This is a genomic window from Enterocloster citroniae, from assembly GCF_040545455.1.
In the GTDB taxonomy this organism is placed as follows: domain Bacteria; phylum Bacillota; class Clostridia; order Lachnospirales; family Lachnospiraceae; genus Enterocloster; species Enterocloster citroniae.
Genome location: NZ_JBEPLZ010000011.1, coordinates 48,703 through 68,809 on the forward strand (window position 1 = coordinate 48,703; position 20,107 = coordinate 68,809).

The 20,107-nt window shown below is 51.5% G+C and carries 22 protein-coding genes and 6 tRNA genes; 27 read left to right on the forward strand and 1 reads right to left on the reverse strand.

What is annotated here, in order from left to right; all coding sequences use genetic code 11:
• The first annotated feature begins 281 nt into the window (after positions 1 to 281).
• The 24 genes from ABID13_RS15710 to ABID13_RS15825 all read left to right on the forward strand — a co-directional run bounded on the left by ABID13_RS15710 (position 282) and on the right by ABID13_RS15825 (position 16,007).
• The gene (locus tag ABID13_RS15710) at positions 282 to 614 is read left to right on the forward strand and encodes a rhodanese-like domain-containing protein (RefSeq protein WP_007861289.1); all 333 of its coding nucleotides are present in this window, start codon (positions 282 to 284) and stop codon (positions 612 to 614) included.
• A gap of 47 nt (positions 615 to 661) precedes the next feature.
• Positions 662 to 1,219 carry a phosphodiesterase gene (yfcE, locus tag ABID13_RS15715; RefSeq protein ID WP_048929705.1) on the forward strand — a complete coding sequence of 186 codons (558 nt, stop codon included), beginning with the start codon at positions 662 to 664 and terminating at the stop codon, positions 1,217 to 1,219.
• Positions 1,220 to 1,239: 20 nt separating this feature from the next.
• Positions 1,240 to 2,403 carry a THUMP domain-containing class I SAM-dependent RNA methyltransferase gene (locus ABID13_RS15720; RefSeq protein ID WP_048929706.1) on the forward strand — a complete coding sequence of 388 codons (1,164 nt, stop codon included), beginning with the start codon at positions 1,240 to 1,242 and terminating at the stop codon, positions 2,401 to 2,403.
• A complete protein-coding gene (locus tag ABID13_RS15725; RefSeq protein WP_007861284.1) occupies positions 2,400 to 3,920 on the forward strand; it encodes a lectin like domain-containing protein in 1,521 nt (506 codons plus the stop codon). Before ABID13_RS15720 ends, ABID13_RS15725 begins: the two co-directional genes overlap by 4 nt.
• Positions 3,921 to 3,949: 29 nt before the next feature.
• The gene (gene rdgB, locus ABID13_RS15730; RefSeq protein ID WP_007861282.1) at positions 3,950 to 4,591 is read left to right on the forward strand and encodes an RdgB/HAM1 family non-canonical purine NTP pyrophosphatase; all 642 of its coding nucleotides are present in this window, start codon (positions 3,950 to 3,952) and stop codon (positions 4,589 to 4,591) included.
• Positions 4,569 to 5,069 carry a metallophosphoesterase family protein gene (locus tag ABID13_RS15735; RefSeq protein WP_007861280.1) on the forward strand — a complete coding sequence of 167 codons (501 nt, stop codon included), beginning with the start codon at positions 4,569 to 4,571 and terminating at the stop codon, positions 5,067 to 5,069. Before rdgB ends, ABID13_RS15735 begins: the two co-directional genes overlap by 23 nt.
• Before the next feature lie 111 nt (positions 5,070 to 5,180).
• A tRNA-Pro gene (locus tag ABID13_RS15740) sits at positions 5,181 to 5,255 on the forward strand.
• A gap of 26 nt (positions 5,256 to 5,281) precedes the next feature.
• A tRNA-Gly gene (locus ABID13_RS15745) sits at positions 5,282 to 5,352 on the forward strand.
• A gap of 236 nt (positions 5,353 to 5,588) precedes the next feature.
• Positions 5,589 to 6,437: a MurR/RpiR family transcriptional regulator gene (locus tag ABID13_RS15750; protein WP_117450772.1), complete on the forward strand. Its 849-nt coding sequence runs from the start codon at positions 5,589 to 5,591 to the stop codon at positions 6,435 to 6,437.
• Positions 6,438 to 6,498: 61 nt separating this feature from the next.
• Positions 6,499 to 7,437 (forward strand): GNAT family N-acetyltransferase, encoded by a 939-nt coding sequence (locus tag ABID13_RS15755; protein WP_048929707.1) that lies wholly within the window; start codon positions 6,499 to 6,501, stop codon positions 7,435 to 7,437.
• 15 nt (positions 7,438 to 7,452) lie between these two features.
• Positions 7,453 to 8,133 (forward strand): PIG-L deacetylase family protein, encoded by a 681-nt coding sequence (locus tag ABID13_RS15760; protein WP_007861274.1) that lies wholly within the window; start codon positions 7,453 to 7,455, stop codon positions 8,131 to 8,133.
• The gene (gene murQ, locus ABID13_RS15765) at positions 8,127 to 9,059 is read left to right on the forward strand and encodes an N-acetylmuramic acid 6-phosphate etherase (RefSeq protein ID WP_007861272.1); all 933 of its coding nucleotides are present in this window, start codon (positions 8,127 to 8,129) and stop codon (positions 9,057 to 9,059) included. Before ABID13_RS15760 ends, murQ begins: the two co-directional genes overlap by 7 nt.
• A 14-nt stretch (positions 9,060 to 9,073) precedes the next feature.
• A complete protein-coding gene (locus ABID13_RS15770; protein ID WP_045092779.1) occupies positions 9,074 to 9,562 on the forward strand; it encodes a PTS sugar transporter subunit IIB in 489 nt (162 codons plus the stop codon).
• Positions 9,563 to 9,580: 18 nt separating this feature from the next.
• Positions 9,581 to 10,366 (forward strand): PTS mannose/fructose/sorbose/N-acetylgalactosamine transporter subunit IIC, encoded by a 786-nt coding sequence (locus ABID13_RS15775; RefSeq protein WP_007861270.1) that lies wholly within the window; start codon positions 9,581 to 9,583, stop codon positions 10,364 to 10,366.
• Positions 10,363 to 11,232, forward strand: a complete 870-nt coding sequence (locus ABID13_RS15780) for a PTS system mannose/fructose/sorbose family transporter subunit IID (protein ID WP_048929708.1) — start codon at positions 10,363 to 10,365, stop codon at positions 11,230 to 11,232. The genes ABID13_RS15775 and ABID13_RS15780 overlap by 4 nt, the downstream gene beginning before the upstream one ends.
• A 65-nt stretch (positions 11,233 to 11,297) precedes the next feature.
• Positions 11,298 to 11,708 carry a PTS sugar transporter subunit IIA gene (locus ABID13_RS15785; RefSeq protein ID WP_048929709.1) on the forward strand — a complete coding sequence of 137 codons (411 nt, stop codon included), beginning with the start codon at positions 11,298 to 11,300 and terminating at the stop codon, positions 11,706 to 11,708.
• Positions 11,709 to 11,898: 190 nt separating this feature from the next.
• Positions 11,899 to 11,972 (forward strand) — tRNA-Arg (locus ABID13_RS15790).
• Between the two features lie 34 nt (positions 11,973 to 12,006).
• Positions 12,007 to 12,082: transfer RNA gene (locus tag ABID13_RS15795), tRNA-His, on the forward strand.
• 48 nt (positions 12,083 to 12,130) lie between these two features.
• Positions 12,131 to 12,202: transfer RNA gene (locus ABID13_RS15800), tRNA-Gln, on the forward strand.
• Between the two features lie 216 nt (positions 12,203 to 12,418).
• The gene (locus ABID13_RS15805) at positions 12,419 to 13,015 is read left to right on the forward strand and encodes a GTP pyrophosphokinase (protein ID WP_007861263.1); all 597 of its coding nucleotides are present in this window, start codon (positions 12,419 to 12,421) and stop codon (positions 13,013 to 13,015) included.
• Between the two features lie 112 nt (positions 13,016 to 13,127).
• Positions 13,128 to 14,021, forward strand: coding sequence for a dTDP-4-dehydrorhamnose reductase (gene rfbD / locus ABID13_RS15810; RefSeq protein WP_007861262.1), 894 nt, complete (start codon positions 13,128 to 13,130; stop codon positions 14,019 to 14,021).
• On the forward strand, positions 14,018 to 15,304 hold the full coding sequence (locus tag ABID13_RS15815) for a dicarboxylate/amino acid:cation symporter (RefSeq protein ID WP_007861260.1): 1,287 nt from the start codon (positions 14,018 to 14,020) through the stop codon (positions 15,302 to 15,304). The genes rfbD and ABID13_RS15815 overlap by 4 nt, the downstream gene beginning before the upstream one ends.
• A gap of 151 nt (positions 15,305 to 15,455) precedes the next feature.
• Positions 15,456 to 15,767, forward strand: a complete 312-nt coding sequence (locus tag ABID13_RS15820; RefSeq protein ID WP_007861254.1) for a hypothetical protein — start codon at positions 15,456 to 15,458, stop codon at positions 15,765 to 15,767.
• Positions 15,768 to 15,863: 96 nt separating this feature from the next.
• Positions 15,864 to 16,007, forward strand: a complete 144-nt coding sequence (locus ABID13_RS15825; protein ID WP_156200059.1) for a hypothetical protein — start codon at positions 15,864 to 15,866, stop codon at positions 16,005 to 16,007.
• Positions 16,008 to 16,097: 90 nt separating this feature from the next.
• On the opposite strand, the gene ABID13_RS15830 is transcribed toward ABID13_RS15825, so the two are convergent.
• Positions 16,098 to 16,171: transfer RNA gene (locus tag ABID13_RS15830), tRNA-Arg, on the reverse strand.
• Positions 16,172 to 16,393: 222 nt separating this feature from the next.
• Here ABID13_RS15830 and ABID13_RS15835 point away from each other — a divergent pair.
• The 3 genes from ABID13_RS15835 (at position 16,394) to ABID13_RS15845 (ending at position 20,102) form a co-directional block, all read left to right on the forward strand.
• The gene (locus tag ABID13_RS15835) at positions 16,394 to 18,085 is read left to right on the forward strand and encodes an ABC transporter substrate-binding protein (protein ID WP_048929894.1); all 1,692 of its coding nucleotides are present in this window, start codon (positions 16,394 to 16,396) and stop codon (positions 18,083 to 18,085) included.
• Between the two features lie 191 nt (positions 18,086 to 18,276).
• Positions 18,277 to 19,200, forward strand: coding sequence for an ABC transporter permease (locus ABID13_RS15840; protein ID WP_007861131.1), 924 nt, complete (start codon positions 18,277 to 18,279; stop codon positions 19,198 to 19,200).
• Positions 19,200 to 20,102, forward strand: coding sequence for an ABC transporter permease (locus ABID13_RS15845; RefSeq protein WP_007861129.1), 903 nt, complete (start codon positions 19,200 to 19,202; stop codon positions 20,100 to 20,102). Before ABID13_RS15840 ends, ABID13_RS15845 begins: the two co-directional genes overlap by 1 nt.
• The last annotated feature ends 5 nt before the right edge of the window (positions 20,103 to 20,107 follow it).

Here is a 20,107-nt window from a genome sequence, read left to right on the forward strand (position 1 = left end):
AGCACGGGAAATGAAGACGCCGTAACAGGCGGGTCAGTAAAAACCGATAATCATAGAACAATAGAATAACGGAACGGCTAAAGAGCCGGCGTGCAACCAAGTACGCCGGCCTTTTGGTGGTGTCCACGGCCAGAAGCCCCGGGATCAGGCCCGCCCCAAAGTCCCCACAATCCCGGTTTGATCCTTCACCCCATGGACCACACCGCATATATTGATAATAGGACACGTCTGACAGGCTTTTTTGCCGGCCGGCCGTAAAGGAAAGGGCAGGTGAGTAGGAAATGACGACATTTCCAATGATATCATATAGACAATTTGACGAATGGCTGGAGCAGGGAAAAGTGGCCCAGCTGGTGGATCTGCGGGAACCGTGGATGTATGAGCATGACCGCTTGTGGGGAAGTATGAACATTCCCTACGAGGAGCTGGAGTGTAACATGGATCTTATTAGAAGGGACGGTACCGTGGTGTTCTATTGTGACCGGGGGGCGAAAAGCATGGTGGTCTGCCGGGACCTGTGGAGATTGGGCTATGATGCAGTGGATCTGGCTGGAGGAATGTTGAATTACCGGGGGAAATACATTGACAGAAGCCCGGTTTCAGCTATAGAATAGAAACCGTAAGTTTGAGTGATAAAAGCTGTTTTCAGGAGGATAAACCCATGAAGATAATGTTTGCATCGGATATACACGGTTCTGCGTACTATTGCAGGAGGATGTTGGATATATATGAAGGGACCGGAGCAGAGCGCCTGGTTTTGCTGGGAGATATTCTGTACCACGGTCCCCGCAATGACCTGCCAAGGGATTATGCGCCCAAGGAAGTCATTGCCATGTTAAATCCCATGAAGAATGAAATTTATGCGGTTCGGGGAAACTGTGATACAGAGGTGGACCAGATGGTGCTTGATTTCCCCATCATGGCGGATTACGGACTGTTTGTGATCGAGGGCAAAACCTTTTATGCCACCCATGGACATGTGTTTGACCAGGACCATCTTCCTCCCATGAAGGAAGGCGATATCCTTGTTCATGGACACACCCACCTTCTGAAAGCGGAGACAGTTGACAATACACCCTGCGGACGCATCACTGTGCTCAACCCAGGGTCTGTTTCCATACCCAAGGGAGGGAATCCCCATACCTATGCCATGCTTGTGGACGGGGTATTCCGGATCCTCACCCTGGACGGGGACCTGGTAAAAGAAATGAAGCTGTAATATGCGGAGAGGATAATTGATTGAAGACATATGAACTGATCGCACCCTGCCATTTTGGACTGGAAGCGGTGCTGAAAAAAGAGATACTGGATCTGGGATATGAGATATCCCTTGTGGAGGATGGCCGTGTTACCTTTATCGGTGATGATGAAGCGATCTGCCGCGCCAATATATTCCTGCGCACCGCGGAGCGTGTGCTTTTAAAGGCAGGGAGTTTTAAGGCAGAGACATTTGAGGAACTGTTTCAGGGTACAAAAGCCATTGCCTGGGAGGAATATGTGCCGGAGGATGGAAAATTCTGGGTTGCAAAGGCTTCCTCCATCAAGAGCAAGCTGTTCAGCCCCTCTGATATACAATCCATCATGAAAAAGGCAATGGTGGAGCGGATGAAAAAGCATTATGGCGTATCATGGTTCCCTGAAAATGGAGCCAGCTATCCCCTGCGCGTATTTCTGTATAAGGATGTGGTGACAGTGGGTATAGACACCAGCGGCGATTCACTCCACAAACGCGGATACAGGACACTGACCAGCAAGGCGCCCATTACAGAAACCCTGGCAGCCGCACTGATTATGCTGACCCCGTGGAACAAAGAACGCATACTGGTGGATCCCTTTTGCGGAAGCGGGACATTTCCCATTGAAGCGGCCATGATGGCGGCCAATATGGCGCCGGGTATGAACCGCTCCTTCCTGTCTGAGGACTGGAAGAATTTGATCAAGCGTAAATGCTGGTATGAGGCCATGGATGAGGCCAATGAACTGGTGGACAGGGATGTGAAGGCGGACATTCAGGGGTATGACATTGACGGTGATATTGTAAAGGCGGCCAGGGCCAATGCAGAGTCTGCCGGAGTGGACCATATGATCCATTTCCAGCAAAGGCCTGTCAGCGCTTTAAGCCATCCCAAGAAATATGGATTTATTATATCCAACCCGCCGTACGGCGAGCGGCTTGAGGAGAAATCCAACCTTCCAGCCCTGTACAGGGAGATCGGGGAGCGCTATGCTGCCCTGGATGCATGGTCCATGTACCTGATTACTTCCTACGAGGACGCGGAGCAGTACATTGGGCGCAAGGCGGACAAGAACAGGAAGATCTACAATGGTATGATGAAGACATACTTTTACCAGTTCATGGGACCAAAGCCTCCCAGACGCAGTCAGGAGAGCAGAGAGAATTGAGAAACAGCAATACCTTTATTTCATATACAGGCCAGAAGTGGCTGATATTGGCCCTGGCCGGCGTTTTGCTGGCGGGGTCTGTTTCCGGTTGCGGCAGTCTTGGGGCGGGAAATCCCCGGCAGGAGATGCAGCAGGAGACGCAGGAGAGCTTATCAGGCACGCAGGAGAACAGCGCCGGCCATACGGCCGGCCGGACTGACGGGGGAGAGACGGGAAAGGAAGAAGAACGGGAAAAAGAAACGAAGGAAAAGGATACACAGGAAAAAGAGACAAAGGATGAGTATAAACCATATATATGGAACCGGGGTTACGGACCGCAGGTAAAGCTGCCGGCTGCCTATGACTACAGGACAGAGGGAAGGGCGCCCCAGATCGGCAACCAGGGATCCCTGGGAACGTGCTGGGCCTTTGCATCCCTCACCGCTCTGGAGTCTTCCCTGCTGCCTGGGCAGAGGATGACATTTGCAGTGGACCACATGTCCATGCACAACAACTTTCTTTTAAGCCAGGATGAGGGTGGGGAGTACACCATGTCCATGGCCTATCTTCTGGCATGGCAGGGGCCTGTGCTGGAATCCGAGGACCCTTACGGGGACGGTTATTCGCCGGATGGTCTAATGCCCAGGAAGCATGTGCAGGAGATCCAGGTCCTGAAGGCCAAGGATTATGATGCCGTTAAACGGGCCGTATACCTGGAAGGAGGGGTGCAGAGTTCTCTGTATACCTCCATGAGGGATTACCAGAGCGAGTCCGTGTACTATAACCGGGAAACCAATTCCTACTGTTATATGGGCAGCGAAAAGCCGAACCATGATTCCGTGATTGTTGGATGGGATGACAATTATTCCAGGGAGAATTTTAATATGGACCTGGAGGGGGATGGGGCGTTTATCTGTACCAACAGCTGGGGTGAGGATTTTGGGGACCAGGGATATTTTTACGTATCCTACTACGACACCAATATCGGGGTTCATAATATTGTCTACACAGGCGTGGAGCAGGTAAATAATTACGATAGGATCCACCAGAGCGATCTGTGCGGCTGGGTGGGCCAGATCGGATACGGCCAGGACGAGGCATGGTTTTCCAATGCGTACAGGGCCGGTTCCGGGGAAATGCTGGCAGCCGCCGGATTCTATGCAACGGACAGTGATACCCAGTATGAGCTTTATGTGGCCAGACATCTGCCTGAGGCCGGGGATCCGGAACTTGAAAAGGCGCTGAACAGCCGCACACTTCTGGCACGGGGTAAGCTGGCCAATGCGGGGTTTTATACAATTCCCCTGGAAGAAAAAATACTATTGGATGATGATGAAAAATTTGCTATAATAGTTAAAATAATAACACCCGGGACCGTCCATCCGGTTGCCATAGAATATGATGCCGGGGACGGGATCGCTTTGGTGGACCTAAAGGACGGGGAGGGTTATCTAAGCCATGACGGCAATGTCTGGGAACATGTGGAGGAAACCCAGGGCTGCAATATCTGCCTGAAGGTTTACACCAAGTATAAATAATTGAAGTATAACAGATGAGGATCGGAAAAATGGGACACAGAATCATTTTTGCCACTGGCAATGAAGGAAAGATGAGGGAGATCAGAGCCCTCTTGGGAGATCTGGGGCTGCCTGTGCTGTCCATGAAGGAGGCAGGTGTGGACCTGGACATCGTGGAGGACGGAACCACCTTTGGGGAGAACGCTGAGATCAAGGCCAAAGCGGTCTGGAAGGTGACAGGCGATATTGTGCTGGCAGATGATTCCGGTCTGGCGGTGGATTACATCGGCGGCGAACCGGGGATATACTCCGCAAGATATATGGGGGAGGATACCTCCTATGAGATAAAGAACAGGAATATCATTGACCGGCTGAAGGATGCCGGGGGCAGGTCCCGCAGCGCCCGGTTTGTGTGCAACATAGCGGCCGTGCTGCCGGACGGACGGGTCCTTCATACGGAGGAGACCATGGAGGGAATGATAGCAGAAGAACCTGCCGGAAGCGGAGGGTTTGGGTATGATCCCATTCTTTTCCTGCCCGAGTATGGTCTGACATCGGCTGAGATCACCATGGAGGAGAAGAATAAGATCAGCCACAGGGGGAAAGCCTTAAGGGCAATGAAAGCGGCTCTTGAGAAAGTGCTTAAAAGAGAGATGGAGAGGACGCAGGATGAAAATATTAATTGTCAGTGATACTCATAGAAAAGACGGAAACCTGAAACAGGTCATTGCCCGGACAGGACATCTGGATATGCTGATCCATCTGGGAGACGCGGAGGGCAGCGAGCATATGATCGCGTCCTGGGTCAATGAGGACTGCGACCTTCAGATGATCCTGGGCAACAATGATTTTTTTTCCAATCTGGAACGGGAAAAGGACATTATGATCGGTGGTTACAGGACCCTTCTGACCCATGGACATTATTACAATGTATCGGTGGGCGCCGAGTACCTTGCAGAGGAAGCCAGGGCCAGGGGCTTTGACATAGCCATGTTCGGCCATACCCACAGGCCGTTCTATGAGGTGGACAGAAAGCCCGGGGATAAGGATCTGATCGTGCTGAATCCTGGCAGCCTCTCCTATCCGCGCCAGGACGGACACAAGCCGTCCTATATGCTGATGGAGATCGATAAGGAAGGGGAAGCCCATTTTTCCCTGAATTTCCTGTAAATTCGGGCAGAAGAAAAGATAAAATACTTATTGACATTCTCATAGGCATAGTATATAATAACTCTTGCGTCTTAAAGACGGGAGAGAATGACGGGTATATTATGCCGGTGCCGGGGTGTGGCTCAGCTTGGCTAGAGCGCCTGGTTTGGGACCAGGAGGTCGCAGGTTCAAATCCTGTCACCCCGATTTTCAACTCAATAAATTGCATATATGCAGGTGTAGTTCAATGGTAGAACACTAGCCTTCCAAGCTAGATACGTGGGTTCGATTCCCATCACCTGCTCTGAGAGAGAAGCCTTACAGGGCTTCTTTTTTTGTATTATAAAACAGTGTTGGCATGATGGGATCCGGAAATGTTTGTGAACAAAGTAGCAGAGATAAGGAGGAAATTGTTAACAAGTTTCAAACAATTTATTTTAAAAGGAGTAATTATTACATTGATTGAAATAAAGTTTCGTTATACAATGGATTTATTGACAATTTAGTTTCATTTCTTATAATTAAAAGTGAGGACGGGATATGATGAAAAATGTATTGGTAAGACTGCAGGAGTACAGGGTACAGGCCAACGGAGCGGAGAAGGACCTGGTCCGGTATCTGCTGGAAAAGCCGGAGGAAGCATCCAAACTCAGCATCCATGTTCTGGCTGAGAAGACCTATACCTCGGCGGCCACGATCATCCGGCTGTGCAAAAAGCTGGGATTCAGCGGCTACAAGGAATTTAACAGTTCCCTGAATTACGAGCTTGCACTGCGCAGTGAAGCGCGTAAGGACATCAGCACGGAAATCAGCCGGGATGACGGACTGAAGGACATTGTGGATAAGGTTACTTACAGAAGCATACAGGCGTTGGAGGACACTCGCAAATTAGTGGACCTGGACGAACTGCAGAACTGTGTGGACATCATTGAGAAGGCTAAGACCGCAGGGCTGTTTGGGATCGGATCCTCTCTGCTGGCAGCCAGGGATATGTATCTTAAGTTCCTCAGGCTTAACAAGCCCTGTATCTGCAATGATGACTGGCATTCCCAGCTGGTGTGCGCCAGGAACCTGACAAAGGAGGATGTGGCTGTCATATTCAGCTACTCAGGCCTTACCAGGGAAATGCTGACCTGCGCCAGGGTGCTGAAGGAACAAAACGTTCCCATTATCACCGTGACCCGGTTTGCGGAAAATGATCTGACACGTCTGGCTGACTGCAAACTGTATGTGTCTGCCAAGGAACTGCTGGTGAGGACAGCGGCAACCGCATCCAGGATATCCCAGCTGAATATCATCGATATCCTGTTTACCGCATATGTGAAGAATAATTACGAAAGAAATATTGCCAGGCTCAAAAGCAATGTGATAACAAAGGACATTATATAAGTTCATTTTCACATCGGATGTCCTGAACAGTTACGTATATTTTAAGGAAGGAAGGACGATCATGGAACTCTTAACCTATAACCAGGCATATGAAGCCCAGGTGGTGGAACTCTGGAACCAGGAGCTTTTCGCCGACCCCATAACCGTACATAAATTCCGCCGGCAGGCACTGTTGGACGACAACTTTGATTCGGATCTGTGCTATGTGGCCAGGGAGGATGAAAAGACAGTGGGATTCCTGCTGGCCACCAAACGTAAATTTCCTTATCTGGAACGCGGCACAGAGCCGGAGCGGGGATGGATCAATGTGATGTTTGTGGCAGGGGAATACCAGGGAAAAGGGATTGGCACTGAACTCCTTGTGAGGGCTGAGGGGGATCTAAAGGCAAGGGGAGCAAAGAACATCACCCTGGTAGCCTATAGTCCCAGTTACTTTTTCCCGGGTGTGGATACTGAGAATTACCCTGGGGGCGCTTCATTTTTTGAAAAGCATGGCTATGTACAGGGAAAGACCAGCTACTCCATGTGCAAAGACCTGCACGGCTACCGCCTGTCGGATGAGACAAAGAAACGGTTAAAAAAGGCAAATGAGGCAGGTTTTTGTTTTAAGATGTTCACTTACCAGTACGCGGTGGACCTGCTGAATTTTGCCCGGGATGAATTTGGCGGGGGATGGAAACGCAACTGCCTGCTGACCATGCAGCATGACCGGGCAGAGGACTGTATCCTGCTGGTCCTGGACCAGCAGGATCAAATATGCGGATTCTGTACCAGGATGATCGATGAGAATCCCATGCGCTTTGGTCCCATTGGGACAGCGGAGCGTGTGAGGAATCAGGGGCTTGGCAGCATCCTTTTTGACCTGGCTCAGCTGGAGATGGAAAAGCGGGGGATCTATCACCTGTATTTTGTATCCACGGATGAACCGGGGCGCAGGTTCTATGAACGCCATGGAGTTCATGTGTTCAGGACATTTAAAGATTACCGGAAAAATCTATAGGGGAGGGAACAGGATATGGAAATTGCAAAACGCGTGGTGAGTATTGGAGCCCATTCATTGGATGCTGAACTGCTGGGAGGGCCTTTGGTCATAAAATATGCAAAGCAGGGCAGCCGCTGCACCCTGATTCATGTGACACAGGGCAGGCTGGAGGATCCCAATGCGGCAGAAGAGGAAAAGCAGGCGTATCTGAAGTCGCTTCTGGACCAAAACCAGAGGGCGGCCAAGGCTCTGGGCGGGGATACCATCTGGCTGGGATATGTGTCCAGCAGCATGCCCTCCCTGGAAGACTTTGCCGGACGCTTGGAAGAATATTTTGAGGAGGAGAAAGTGGAACTGGTCATCACGCACTGGCGCGGTTCCATGCATCCAAGACATATCAATACCCATGACGCAGTGACATTGGCAGTGAAGCATTTAAGGAAAAAAGGAAACCCCATCCGTCTTGTGTACGGGGAGACCTTTGAGGATCTCCAGGGCTTTATCCCCCAGGCATATTACAGCCTCAGTGAGGAGGAGACGGACCAGTGGTTCAGGGCCCTTAAGGAGTACCAGGTATTTAAGGGGGAGATCAATGATTTCCCATATATTCCTTATTATACCACCAATCTCAAGGTAAGGGGAATTGAATCAGGAAATGACTGCAATACAGTGGGCTATATGTATGCAAGCCAGATAGAGGAACGCTTATGGTAGGGTTGAAGGGAAAAGATAAGGAAGTATTATCCGGTTTAAAGACAGAGAGCAGGAACCCCAGGACACTGGACCTGGACCTGATGAGTGTGGGGGAACTCCTGACCGTGATGAATGAAGAGGATAAAAATGTCATTGAGGCGGTAAAACAGGCGCTGCCGCAGATCCAGGAAACCGTGGAAGCGGTCATCTGTGCGCTGAACAAGGGGGGGAGGCTGATCTACGCCGGAGCCGGAACCAGCGGAAGGCTGGGGATCCTGGACGCGGTGGAGTGCCTGCCCACATTTTCCACCACGGACGAGGTGGTGGGGATCATGGCAGGAGGTGAGAAAGCCTTTGTCCACGCCCAGGAGGGGGTGGAGGATTCCAAAGAGGAGGGCAGAAAAGACCTGGAGCATTTAAAGGTGGATGAGCGGGATGTGGTGGTGGCCCTTTCTGCTTCCGGGCGCACCCCATACTGTATCGGCGCATTGGAATGTGCAAGGGAAGCAGGCGCATGCTGCGTGGGGCTTTCCTGCAACCGGCCGGCAGAACTTACGGATTATTCGGATATCGCCATTGAGGTGGACGCCGGTCCTGAGATCCTCACAGGGTCTACCAGGCTGAAGGCGGGTACGGCTGAGAAAATGATCCTGAACATGATCTCTACCGCGGCCATGGTGGGGATCGGGAAAGTATATGGAAATCTTATGGTGGATATGCGGGCCACCAACCTGAAACTGGTGGAGCGGGCCAAACGGATCGTGTCCATGGCCTGCGGCTGCACGGAGGAGACAGCACAGGCAGCCCTTGAACTGGCGGATGGAGGGATCAAGGCAGCGATCGTCATGATTCTGACAGGGATAACGGCAAAAGAGGCAAAGGAACGCCTGGAGATTCATAAGGGATTTGTGAGGAAATGTTTGGATGGTACACACGGCCGTGACTGAAAGGAGGAACTGCAATGGCAGATTTGTATGTAAGGATTGACGACAGGCTGATACATGGACAGACCATCGTGGCGTGGTGCCCCACTCTGCAGATCAAGGAGATCGTGGCGGTGGATGATGTGAGCGCCAAGAATCCCATGCTTAAGACCATTATGACCATGGGGGTTCCGGGCACGTACAAAACGCATATTGTTACAACAGAAGAAGCCAGGGAGATATTGAAAAAACCGGGAAGCGGCAACCGGCTGATGATCGTAAAACAGCCTGAAGTCCTGACCGCGCTGAAGGAGGAGATCGCAGGAGCCAAGGCGGTTATGCTGGGAAACCTGGCTAAAAAGGAGGACTCCAGGCACAAACTGGACGGAGCCACGGGAATCTTTTATCTCAGTGACCGGGATGTGGAGATCCTGGATGGATTTGCTGCTGGCGGACTGGATGTATTTTTCCATCAGCTGCCAACTTCAGCCAGGACCACGTGGGAAGCGTTTAAGAAAACAATTTAGCGTATAGGAGGGGAAGAAATGAGTGTCATACAGATTATAGCGATTTCACTGTTTGTGTATCTGGGTTCCATTGGCTCCATTGTGGGAAATACCATAGGGTGGTACACCCTGGGAAGACCCCTGGTGGCTTCCTTTGTGGTGGGCGTGATCATGGGGGATCTGCAGACAGCCATGATCGTGGGCATTGCCCTGCAGATCATGTACATGGGCAATGTGACTCCCGGCGGCGCCGTGGCCTGGGACTTGTCCTATGCCACCTACATTGGTACGGCCGGCGCCCTGGTATTTGGAACCGGCATGGAAAGCACACAGGTCATCGGCCTGGCCGTGGTGTTTGCGGGAATCGGCGGACTGGTGGGACAGATGGTATGGAACCTGTCCTATGCCCTGAACCTGCCTTTAAACCGCCTTGCCAACAAGTACGCAGAGGCTGGTGAGACCGGAAAGATGTATATTCCCAATGTCGTATGCGGGCAGCTGATCGGTCTGGCCTGCCGTTTTATTCCGGCAGTGATCCTTCTGACCACCATGACAGCCGCATCGGCGCAGGCGGATTTTGCGTCCATGATACCGGGCTGGCTCACAACCCTGCTCAGCACCTTTGGCGGCATGATGGCGGCTCTTGGAATGGGGATCATCATCTCGTTCCTGTTAAAAAAGCAGTGGCAGATATGCATTTTCCTGCTGGGCTTTGTACTTGTAACTTATTTTAACTTAAACACCATGGCGGTGGCTGTGATCGCAACCCTGCTGGCAGTGATCTACTATGTGTTTCAGATTGAGCAAAAGGAGGCAAGGGCATGAGCAGGCAGTTAAGCAAAAAAACATTGGATCAATCATTCTGGAACTGGTTTTTCTGGAACGGCTGCTCCCAGCAGGCGGAGAGTATGCTGGGCATGGCCTTTGGCCAGTCCATGGCTCCTGTTGTGGAGGAACTGTATGACACCAAGGAGGAAAAGGCCCAGGCTTTGAAACGCCACGTGACCCTCTTTAACACAGAGGCACAGGTGGGATCCATCTGCAACGGCATTGTATGCGGCATGGAGGAAGCCAATGCCAATGGACAGTGCACGCCGGATGTGATCAACACCGTAAAGGTGGCTCTGATAGGCCCCACATCCGCCATTGGCGATTCACTTTGGGTGGCCACCATTATCCCCATTCTCCTGACCATATGCATGTCCATTTCACAGGGGCTTGACAGTTCCATGGCATTGGTGGGGGCTGTCATCTATCTGCTGGCTTATCCGGTCCTGACCTGCATCCTGTCCAGGAAATTGTTTTACTTTGGGTACAAGTCAGGTCTGGAGGGCATGTCCGGATTTATGGCAACCGGTAAAATGGATATTCTCACCAACTCCATGAATTTCATGGGACTTTTGGTAGTAGGCGCCCTGACCGCGTCCTTTGTCAGCTGCTCCATCCCGTTCCAGATTGTAAAGGATGTATTTGACGCGGCTACCGGGGAGGTGCTGGCAGGACAGGTGATATTTAACGCAGACGCCACAATCAACAACATTTTCCCAAGGCTGGTGCCTTTGGGGCTGACCCTGGGCGTATACTGGCTGTACGCCAAGAAAAAGTGGTCGCCCCTTAAGCTGATGGGGCTGATACTGGTCCTGGCAGCCATACTGACCGGTATTGGGTATATGAGCGGGTTCTACGCATAGCCGGCCGCCCTCAGGGCAGCTGTCTTAAAAAGGGGAGTAAACAATAGAAACCAGGAGGAGCTTAAGTGACAGGACTTGTAGTGACAGGCCACGGGCAGTATGCGCAGGGAGTGATGAGCGCCATCGAGCTGGTGGCCGGTGTACCGGAACAGGTACAGGTGGTTAATTTTGTAAAAGGGGAGGGCATAGAGGAACTGAAGTCCCATATGGTGCAGGCGATTCGTGACCTGGAATCGGATGATGTGCTTCTTATGACCGATATCCTGGGCGGATCGCCCTTTAATGTGGCGGTGCAGCTGCTGGCGGAACCGGTTGGAAAAAATCTCAAGGTGGTGGCGGGAGCAAACATGGCATCCATTGTCCAGGCCATGTTCATGCGGGAAAATGTTCCCTTTGAGCAGCTTCCGGGCCAGGTGATCCAGGCGGGCAGAGAGGGAATCGTGGATGTGTCGGCTATGATGGAAGGAGCCGTGTAGAGGGACTCCATGCGCCTTATAAGAAATGCCGGAAGATGCTTTAGCAGTTCTCTTTAAAGAGGTTCAAAAAGGGTCTTCAAAAAAAATATAAAAAAGTGCTTGCAATCTTCAGAAACCTATGGTAAACTATCTCTCGTTGACAACGGTAGACGGACAAAGTGTGACATCATGGTAAGTTGTCAGCGAGTGTGAGTCTGTAGCTCAGTTGGATAGAGCAACGGCCTTCTAAGCCGTGGGTCGGGGGTTCGAATCCCTTCAGGCTCATTGAGCGCAAGCTCTGAATTGAATAATTATGTATGGTGGGTATGGCGAAGTTGGTTATCGCGCCAGATTGTGGCTCTGGAGGCCGAGGGTTCGAATCCCTCTACTCACCTTTCCCTTATGGGAATTTTTTTTTATCTGGATATTTTATCTGAGATTTTTGGGCCGTCGCCAAGCGGTAAGGCACAGGACTTTGACTCCTGCACTCGAGGGTTCGAATCCCGCCGGCCCAGTTAACATAATTGACAGGGCAGCTGTTCTGCCCTGACCAGCAGATGTACCGGTAAAGGTATGTCTGCTTTTTTGTTTCTAAAAATTTGTTCCGCCGAGAAGAAAGGAATATAAATTTTATGGATTATACAGAAAGCCATCACAGAATACTCACAAATTCCAGGTATGCTGGTTAAATGTGGAAATCTTGAGAGAAACAGGGAGGTAGGGTCCGCAGGATGACAAATGAGCAGTATTACGATTTTATCAAGCCTTATGAGGATGCCAGGCGCGTTCTGAACACCCGCATGGAGGTGTTAAACCACACCCTGTATAAGGAACGGTCCGTTTCCGGCCCCATACACAACATCCAGAGCCGGATCAAGGAAAAGCGGAGCATTGAGGAAAAACTCAGGCGTTTGGGGTTTACGGACAGTATGAACAATGCCAGGAATGAACTCCAGGATATTGCGGGAATCCGCGTTATCTGCTATTTTGTAAATGACATTTATAACATGGTGCATATCCTCAAACGACAGACCGATCTGGTCCTGATCAAGGAAAAGGATTATATACGGGTTCCAAAGCCTAATGGTTATCGGAGTTACCATCTGGTCCTGGGCATTCCAGTATACTGTCTGGACACCATGGAGTATTTTCCGGTGGAGGTGCAGTTTCGGACCATGGCCATGGATTTCTGGGCCAGCATGGAGCACCGGGTGTGCTATAAAAAGAAACCGGAAAACAAGGAGTGGCTGGAGCAGGAATTCTGCCGTTATGCCCGAATCCTTAAAGAGATAGAGAGCGAATTTGAAATCCATAATGAAAGAAAATAAAGTGCTTTATAACCGGCATTCAGGGATTTTTCCCCGGATGCCGTTTTTTTCCCGCTTTTGTACATAATAATGGGTAAGGATTTCCATGATAAAGGATATGGAGGTAACAGTTATGCAGAAAATATGGATATGCGGGGCCAACGGGCGGGTGGGCAGAAAGATGACGAAGATCTTAAAGTCCCAGCCGGTGGAACTGCTTTTAACAGATATGGATGACCTGGACATCACGGTTTCCAGGGATGTGATGGAATATGCCAATATTAACAGGCCCCATTTTATTGTAAACTGCGCGGGAATGACGGACCTGGGCCAATGCGGGCAGAACAAAGAGGAGGCCTTTAAGGTCAATGCCCTGGGAGCCAGGAACCTGAGCATAGCGGCCAGGATGGGGAAGGCCAGGCTGGTGCAGTTTTCCACAGATGATGTGTTTGACGGTAACAGCCGGATCCCCTATACGGAGTTTGACACTCCGGCGCCTCTGACCGTGTATGGAAAATCCAAGCTGGCGGGAGAAAATTTTGTAAGGGAATTCTGCAGCCGCCATATCATTATCAGAAGTTCATGGATCTTTGGGGAAGGAAGCCCCTATCTGGAGACCATACTGGATATGGCTCAGAGGGGCAAGACCATACAGGCGGCAGGGGACCAGTTCGCGTCTCCCACAGGGGCAAAGGAACTGGCTGAAAAGGCCGTGGAACTGATGTATCACGGGGAAGACGGCCTTTACCATGTGACTGGCAGGGGGATCTGCAGCCGCTATGAGTTTGCCAAGGCTGCGGTAAGCCTTTTGGAACTTGATACCCAGACCGGTATTCGGACCGGTGCCCGTGTGGTGGAGGTAAACTCGCCTGAGGACAGGCTCAGCGCCATGAGGCCGTCATACAGTGCTCTGGATAACATGATGCTCCGCATATCGGGCATTGAGCAGCTGCCGGAATGGCAGGTTATGCTGGAGGCGTTTATGGAGCGCCGGAAAAAGAGGCGGGAGGGACGGCTGGTCAAATGAAAGAAAAGAGGAAAATAGGTCTTACAACAGCTATTTTTATCGGGCTGATACTGGGCGCTGTCACGGGGATTCTGCTTCATTATGTGGTCCCCGCCGGACCGGTCCGGGACAGCGTGGTTATAGACGGTATTTTTTATGTGGTGGGAAACGGTTTCCTGCGCCTGATGCAGATGCTGGTGGTCCCACTGGTATTCTGCTCCCTGGTGTGCGGCAGTATGGCCATGGGGGATACAAAAAAGCTGGGGAGAATCGGGGTAAAGACACTGGGATTCTATCTTGTGACAACAGCCCTGGCCATCACTGCGGCCATTCTGACCGCCAATGTGATCGATCCCGGCAAAGGGCTTGACATGACCTCCATTGAGACAGCGGACGTGGCCATTGGGGAGCGCGCCAATCTGGCGGATACCCTTCTTGCTATCATCCCCACCAATCCCCTCCATGCCCTGGCAAGCGGTGACATGCTGTCCATCATCCTGTTTGCTCTGTTCGTTGGTGTGATCCTGGCAGGCCTGGGGGAGAGCGGGGAGACTGTGGGGAATTTTTTCAGCCAGTTTAATGATGTGATGATGCAGATGACCGTAATGGTCATGAAGCTGGCCCCTTACGGCGTGTTCTGCCTTACGGCCAGGACCTTTTCCGGCATTGGCTTTGATGCCTTTGTGCCATTGCTCAAATATATGGCCGGAGTCATGATCGCCCTGGCTATTCAGTGCCTGGTGGTCTATATGGTGATCCTAAGGGTATTTACAGGCCTTAGTCCGGGTAAATTCTTAAAAAAGTTCCTGCCTGTAATGGGATTTGCCTTTTCCACAGCCACCTCCAATGCCACCATACCCATGTCCATTGACACGCTTCACAGAAAAATGGGAGTTGCCAAACGGGTATCCTCCTTTACCATTCCTCTGGGAGCCACCATTAATATGGACGGCACGGCCATTATGCAGGGCGTGGCCGTGGTGTTTGCCTCACAGGCGTTCGGCATTCACCTGGCCATGGCTGATTACCTTACAGTCATCCTCACAGCCACCCTGGCGTCCATAGGCACGGCCGGAGTGCCCGGGGTGGGACTGATCACCCTGTCTATGGTATTTGCCTCTGTGGGGCTTCCTGTGGAGGCTATTGCGCTGATCATGGGCATTGACCGAATCCTGGATATGAGCCGGACTGCGGTGAATATTACGGGGGACGCGGTGTGCACTACCATTGTGGCCAGCCAGGACGGGGCGGTTGACCGGGAGGTGTTCAATGACCCGGAGGCCGGGGCGGGAATGGAGGAGTGAATCCGGGAGTCAGGAGCGGTCTGGGGAGAAAGGGAGCGGACCGGGGAGAAAGGAACGGACCGGGGAGAAATTTCTTGACGTTCCCTGCTGCGGATTTTATACTGGTACCAGGAGATTCCGAGAGTACACGGAGAAAAGGCAGGAGGATGTCATGAACGTATTTGGGATGGAGTTTAAAAGCAGGGAAGAGAGGGAGCGGGAGGAACAGGAGTACCTGTACCGCATTTTCCCTGGAGGGAATGAGCAGAAGGACCGGGTGGAAAAAGAACTGACATCCAGGCTGCCCGGCCTGGACGGCAAAGGACTGATGCTCTATTATATCCTGCTGCGGGATGCCATGACGGGCAGGGATGGGATGTGCTTTGAGGATGCGGCGGCCAGGATATCCAAGAAACAGCGCATTCTAAAGGCAACGCCTGAGATGCTGTCAGTGGTAAGGGCTGTTATGGATGAAAATTCATGAGGACAAAGACGACAGTGCTGAACGTACGGTTTCCGGGTGTGGGTGGATCCTCTCCTTCATGCTGGGTAAGGACCATATAAAAGCAGTGCGGATCTTTTGGACAGCCATGAAACTGTGAGCAGGGAAATGCTGGATGAGAAAAAAGCAGATGAGGCCATCACCATCTATCAGTCCAGATTCCCTGACCTTAAGATGGCGGCAAGTCTTAAGAGTAAGCTGAAGGTGACAGAGGACAGCTGAGGTTTTATCCTAAATTTATTCATATAATTTGTACATATAATTTATATATACAAAAACCCCGCAGATATCATACCTGCGGGGTTTTATTCATGCGCCAGAGAAGATTCGAACTCCCGACACTACGGTCCGTAGCCGTATGCTCTATCCAGCTGAGCTACTGACGCATGCTGCTGTTTTGTTTCCTCAACAGCGCAAAAACTAGTATATATGAGTTGGACAGAAATGTCAATGGTTTTTTGAAAAAAATTAAAAGTATTGAAAACAGATTTTGCCTATGGTATCATTACTTTCATAAAGTTAATTTTTCGGATGAGGATGCATTGGCGCAGAAAACAGGTGTACTGCGTCTTTTTGTGTATGAGGCCGAACAAAAAGGAGGAGAATCTATGAAAAGAAAATTGAGCCTGGTTCTTTCACTGATGATGGCAGCCAGCCTGGCGCTGTCCGGCTGCGGAAGCGGCAAGGGAGGGGAAGCATCCAAGGCGGAGTCCGGCGCGCCGGCTGAGAGCAGCGCTGCAGACGGCCAGGGGACATCCGGCAGCGTGGGGGATACCAGCATTGATACCACAGGTTTTCTTAATGTGGCATTAAATGCGGATATCCAGACAGCAGATATGCAGAAGACATCCAAGGATTATCAGATCCCCATTAATATTTATGACAGCCTTTGTGAGATCAAGGTGGCGGATGACGGCACTTCCTCCATCCAGCCATGTCTGGCGGAGAAGTGGGATATCAGCGATGACGGCATGGAATATACCTTTTATCTGAGAAAGGGCGTCAAGTTCCACAACGGAGAGGAACTGAAGGCCAGCGATGTCAAATATACATTTGAGCGTATGCTTACAGTGCAGGGAGGGACCAACTCTGAGTTCCTGGACCAGATCAAGGGGGCGGGCGCGCTTTTTGAGGGCACAGCCACTGAATTGGAGGGATTTGAGCTTGTGGACGATTATACCTTCAAGCTGATATTGGAGGAGCCCTATTCCGGTTTCCTGGCATGTATCTCAACCCCGGCTGTTTCCATTTATAATGAGAAAGCCACCGAGGAGGCGGGGGACCAGTTCGGCCTTGACCCGGCCCTTACAGTGGGGACCGGTCCATTTAAGTTTGCTAGCTGGACCTACAATGACCAGCTTGTACTGGTGAGGAACGATGACTATTTCCAGGGTGCAAGCCAGCTTCCCGGCGTTGTGATCAAGATCGTGCCTGATACGGAGACGCAGACCATGATGTTTGAGAGCGGCCAGCTGGATCTTCTGGACATGGATTATGTGACAGAGCAGATCGACCGCTTCCAGCAGTCTTATCCGGACCAGCTGGTATCAGGCCCGCGTCTGGGAACCACCTATTTCACCATGAATCAGAAGCTGGAGCCATTTAACAACCTGCAGGTAAGAAAAGCCGTTCAGATGGCCATTGACCGTCAGGTGATCCTGGATACCCTGTGGGGCGGCAGGGGCCAGCTGGAAAACGGCATCTTCCCCCACGGCCTCATTGGATTTAACGCCAACATGCCGGAGATCAAATATGATCCAGAGGGGGCAAAGGCCCTTTTGGCAGAGGCAGGATATCCGGATGGGTTTACCATGGAGATTGCAGCCGACATGTCTGCATCCGATACCGTGACCATGGCCCTGGAGATCATCAAGGAGCAGCTGGCCCAGGTGGGGATCAATGCTGAGATCAAGAACTATGATGAATCCACATGGCTGGAGACCAGAAAGTCAGGGGAGCTGGGTTCCTTCATGTCCACATGGACTGCGGATTACAATGATCCCGACAACTTTATCTACACCTTTTTCGGCAATGGGGAAAAGACCACGGCCCGTTCCCTGAATTATCCGGATACTGCTGTGATGGACCGTGTGGCAAAGGCCAGGACCATTCTGGATAACGATGAGCGTATGAAGGAATACAATGCACTGGAGGAGAAGATCATTTCCGAAGATGCGGCATGGGTGCCCATGTTCTCCAGACTTCATGTCTTTGCAGTATCTAAGAGAGTCCAGAATTTCAGGGTTGCCTGGAATGGTCTCAGCGACAATGATTTTTATCCGTTGTCCATCACTGAATAAAATAAGAATAAGTGTAAGTACGCCCCGGCTCCGGTGGGAGCCGGGACTGCCCGGGGTGCCGCATGAACTGCGGCACCTTTGGCAGATATGCGGAGTGCCCTCAGAAACCTCTTTGTTCCAGCGCATTTTCACAGTCCCTTATGGCAAGGTGGTTTCTGAGAGTACTCCCATTACGAAAAGGGGGTAATCCTGTGCTGAAGAAATGTTTAAAACGTATCGTCATATCCATTCCGGTCCTCATAGGTGTTGTCCTGATCATATTCGTTATGCTCAGGATCATTCCGGGCAACCCTGTGACTACCATGCTGGGGGAACATGTAAACCAGGCTGTTATCGATAAGGTCAGCAGGGAGATGGGTCTGGACCAGCCCCTGTACATACAGTTTTTCCGGTATGTGGGCAATGCCCTTAAGGGGGATTTCGGAACCTCCTATAGGCTGAACCGCAATGTGACCAAGATCATCCTGGAAGCGTTTCCTAATACGGTGAAGCTGTCCGTGTGCGCGGCCGTGGTTGCCTGGGTGATCGGGATCACAGCCGGTATCGTGGCGGCGGTCAAACAGAATAAACTTCTGGACCGTCTGTTTATGGGCTGTGCGCTGATGGGTGTTTCCATGCCTGTATTTATGACAGCCCTGGTGCTTCAGTACGTGTTTGCCTTTAAGCTTAAGCTGTTTCCCGTGTCCGGGTATGATTCGCTTATCTGTATGGTGCTGCCCGCCATTGTGCTGGGATGGAATTCAGCCGGAAGCATTGCAAGAATGACCCGGTCCAACCTGGTGGAGGCCATGCAGGGAGATTACATACGGACGGCCAGGGCAAAGGGGCTGAGGGAGTGGGGCGTCATTGTGCATCACGCCCTTAAGAACGCCATGCTGCCGGTGGTCACCATGATGGCTCTCCAGGTATCCAGTATGCTTTCCGGTGCAGTGCTTACCGAGAGCGTGTTCGGAATCCCGGGAATCGGACGTCTGGCAGTCAATGCCATTGAGACAAGGGACATGCCGCTTTTGCAGGGCACGGTTATTTTTACCACAATTCTTGTAATTGCAGGAAACCTGGTGGCGGATATGCTGTATTCGGTGCTGGATCCGAGAATCAGGGAGGGTGCATGATGAGCGAGGAGAAAATAACGATCAATTCCATAGATATGGAATCACAGATTGGGGAGTCGGAAACACTGCTGGACCAGATAAGGACCATGGTGCGCCAAAATAAACTGGCGGCCCTGGCAGCGGTGGTGATTGCGGTCATTGCCCTGGCGGCCATATTTGCGCCTTTGGCAGCTCCGTACGACCCATATGCGCAGACCCTGACCGACAGGCTCCAGGCGCCCAGCGCAGCCCATATCCTGGGCACGGATGAGCTGGGGAGGGATGTGTTCAGCCGGATCATCTATGGGGCAAGGGTATCTCTGATGGTAGGGTTGGTCCCCACTGTGATCTCTATGGCCATTGGGACGATCCTGGGCCTTTTGGCAGGATTTTACGGTGGCAAGACAGATTTTGCCATCATGCGCCTGGCGGATGTGATGCTGGCTTTCCCTTCCCTGCTTCTTGCAATGGTCATCACCTATACCATCGGCGGAGGACTGGTGAGTATTTTTATGGCCCTGATCCTGGTGAACTGGGCAGGGACGGCCCGGATCGTCAGATCCCAGACCCTTTCGTTAAAGGAGGCGGAGTATGTGGAGGCGGCCCGCTCCATAGGAGTAAAAAAATGGAAAATCATGTTCCGGCACATCCTTCCCAACTGCCTGCCTTCCCTGATCGTTCTGTTTACACTGAACATTCCGGCGGCTATCCTGACAGAGTCCTCCCTAAGCTTTCTGGGAGCGGGACTTCAGCCGCCGTCCGCCAGCTGGGGCCTTGCGGTGGTAAGGGGAAAGAAATACCTGTTTTCAGAACCATGGCTTTCCATTGCGCCCAGCGTGGCAATCATGATCGTGGTGATGGCGTTTAACTTCCTGGGGGATGGACTTCGGGATGTGCTTGACCCGTATTTGAAAGAACAGTAGGAGGC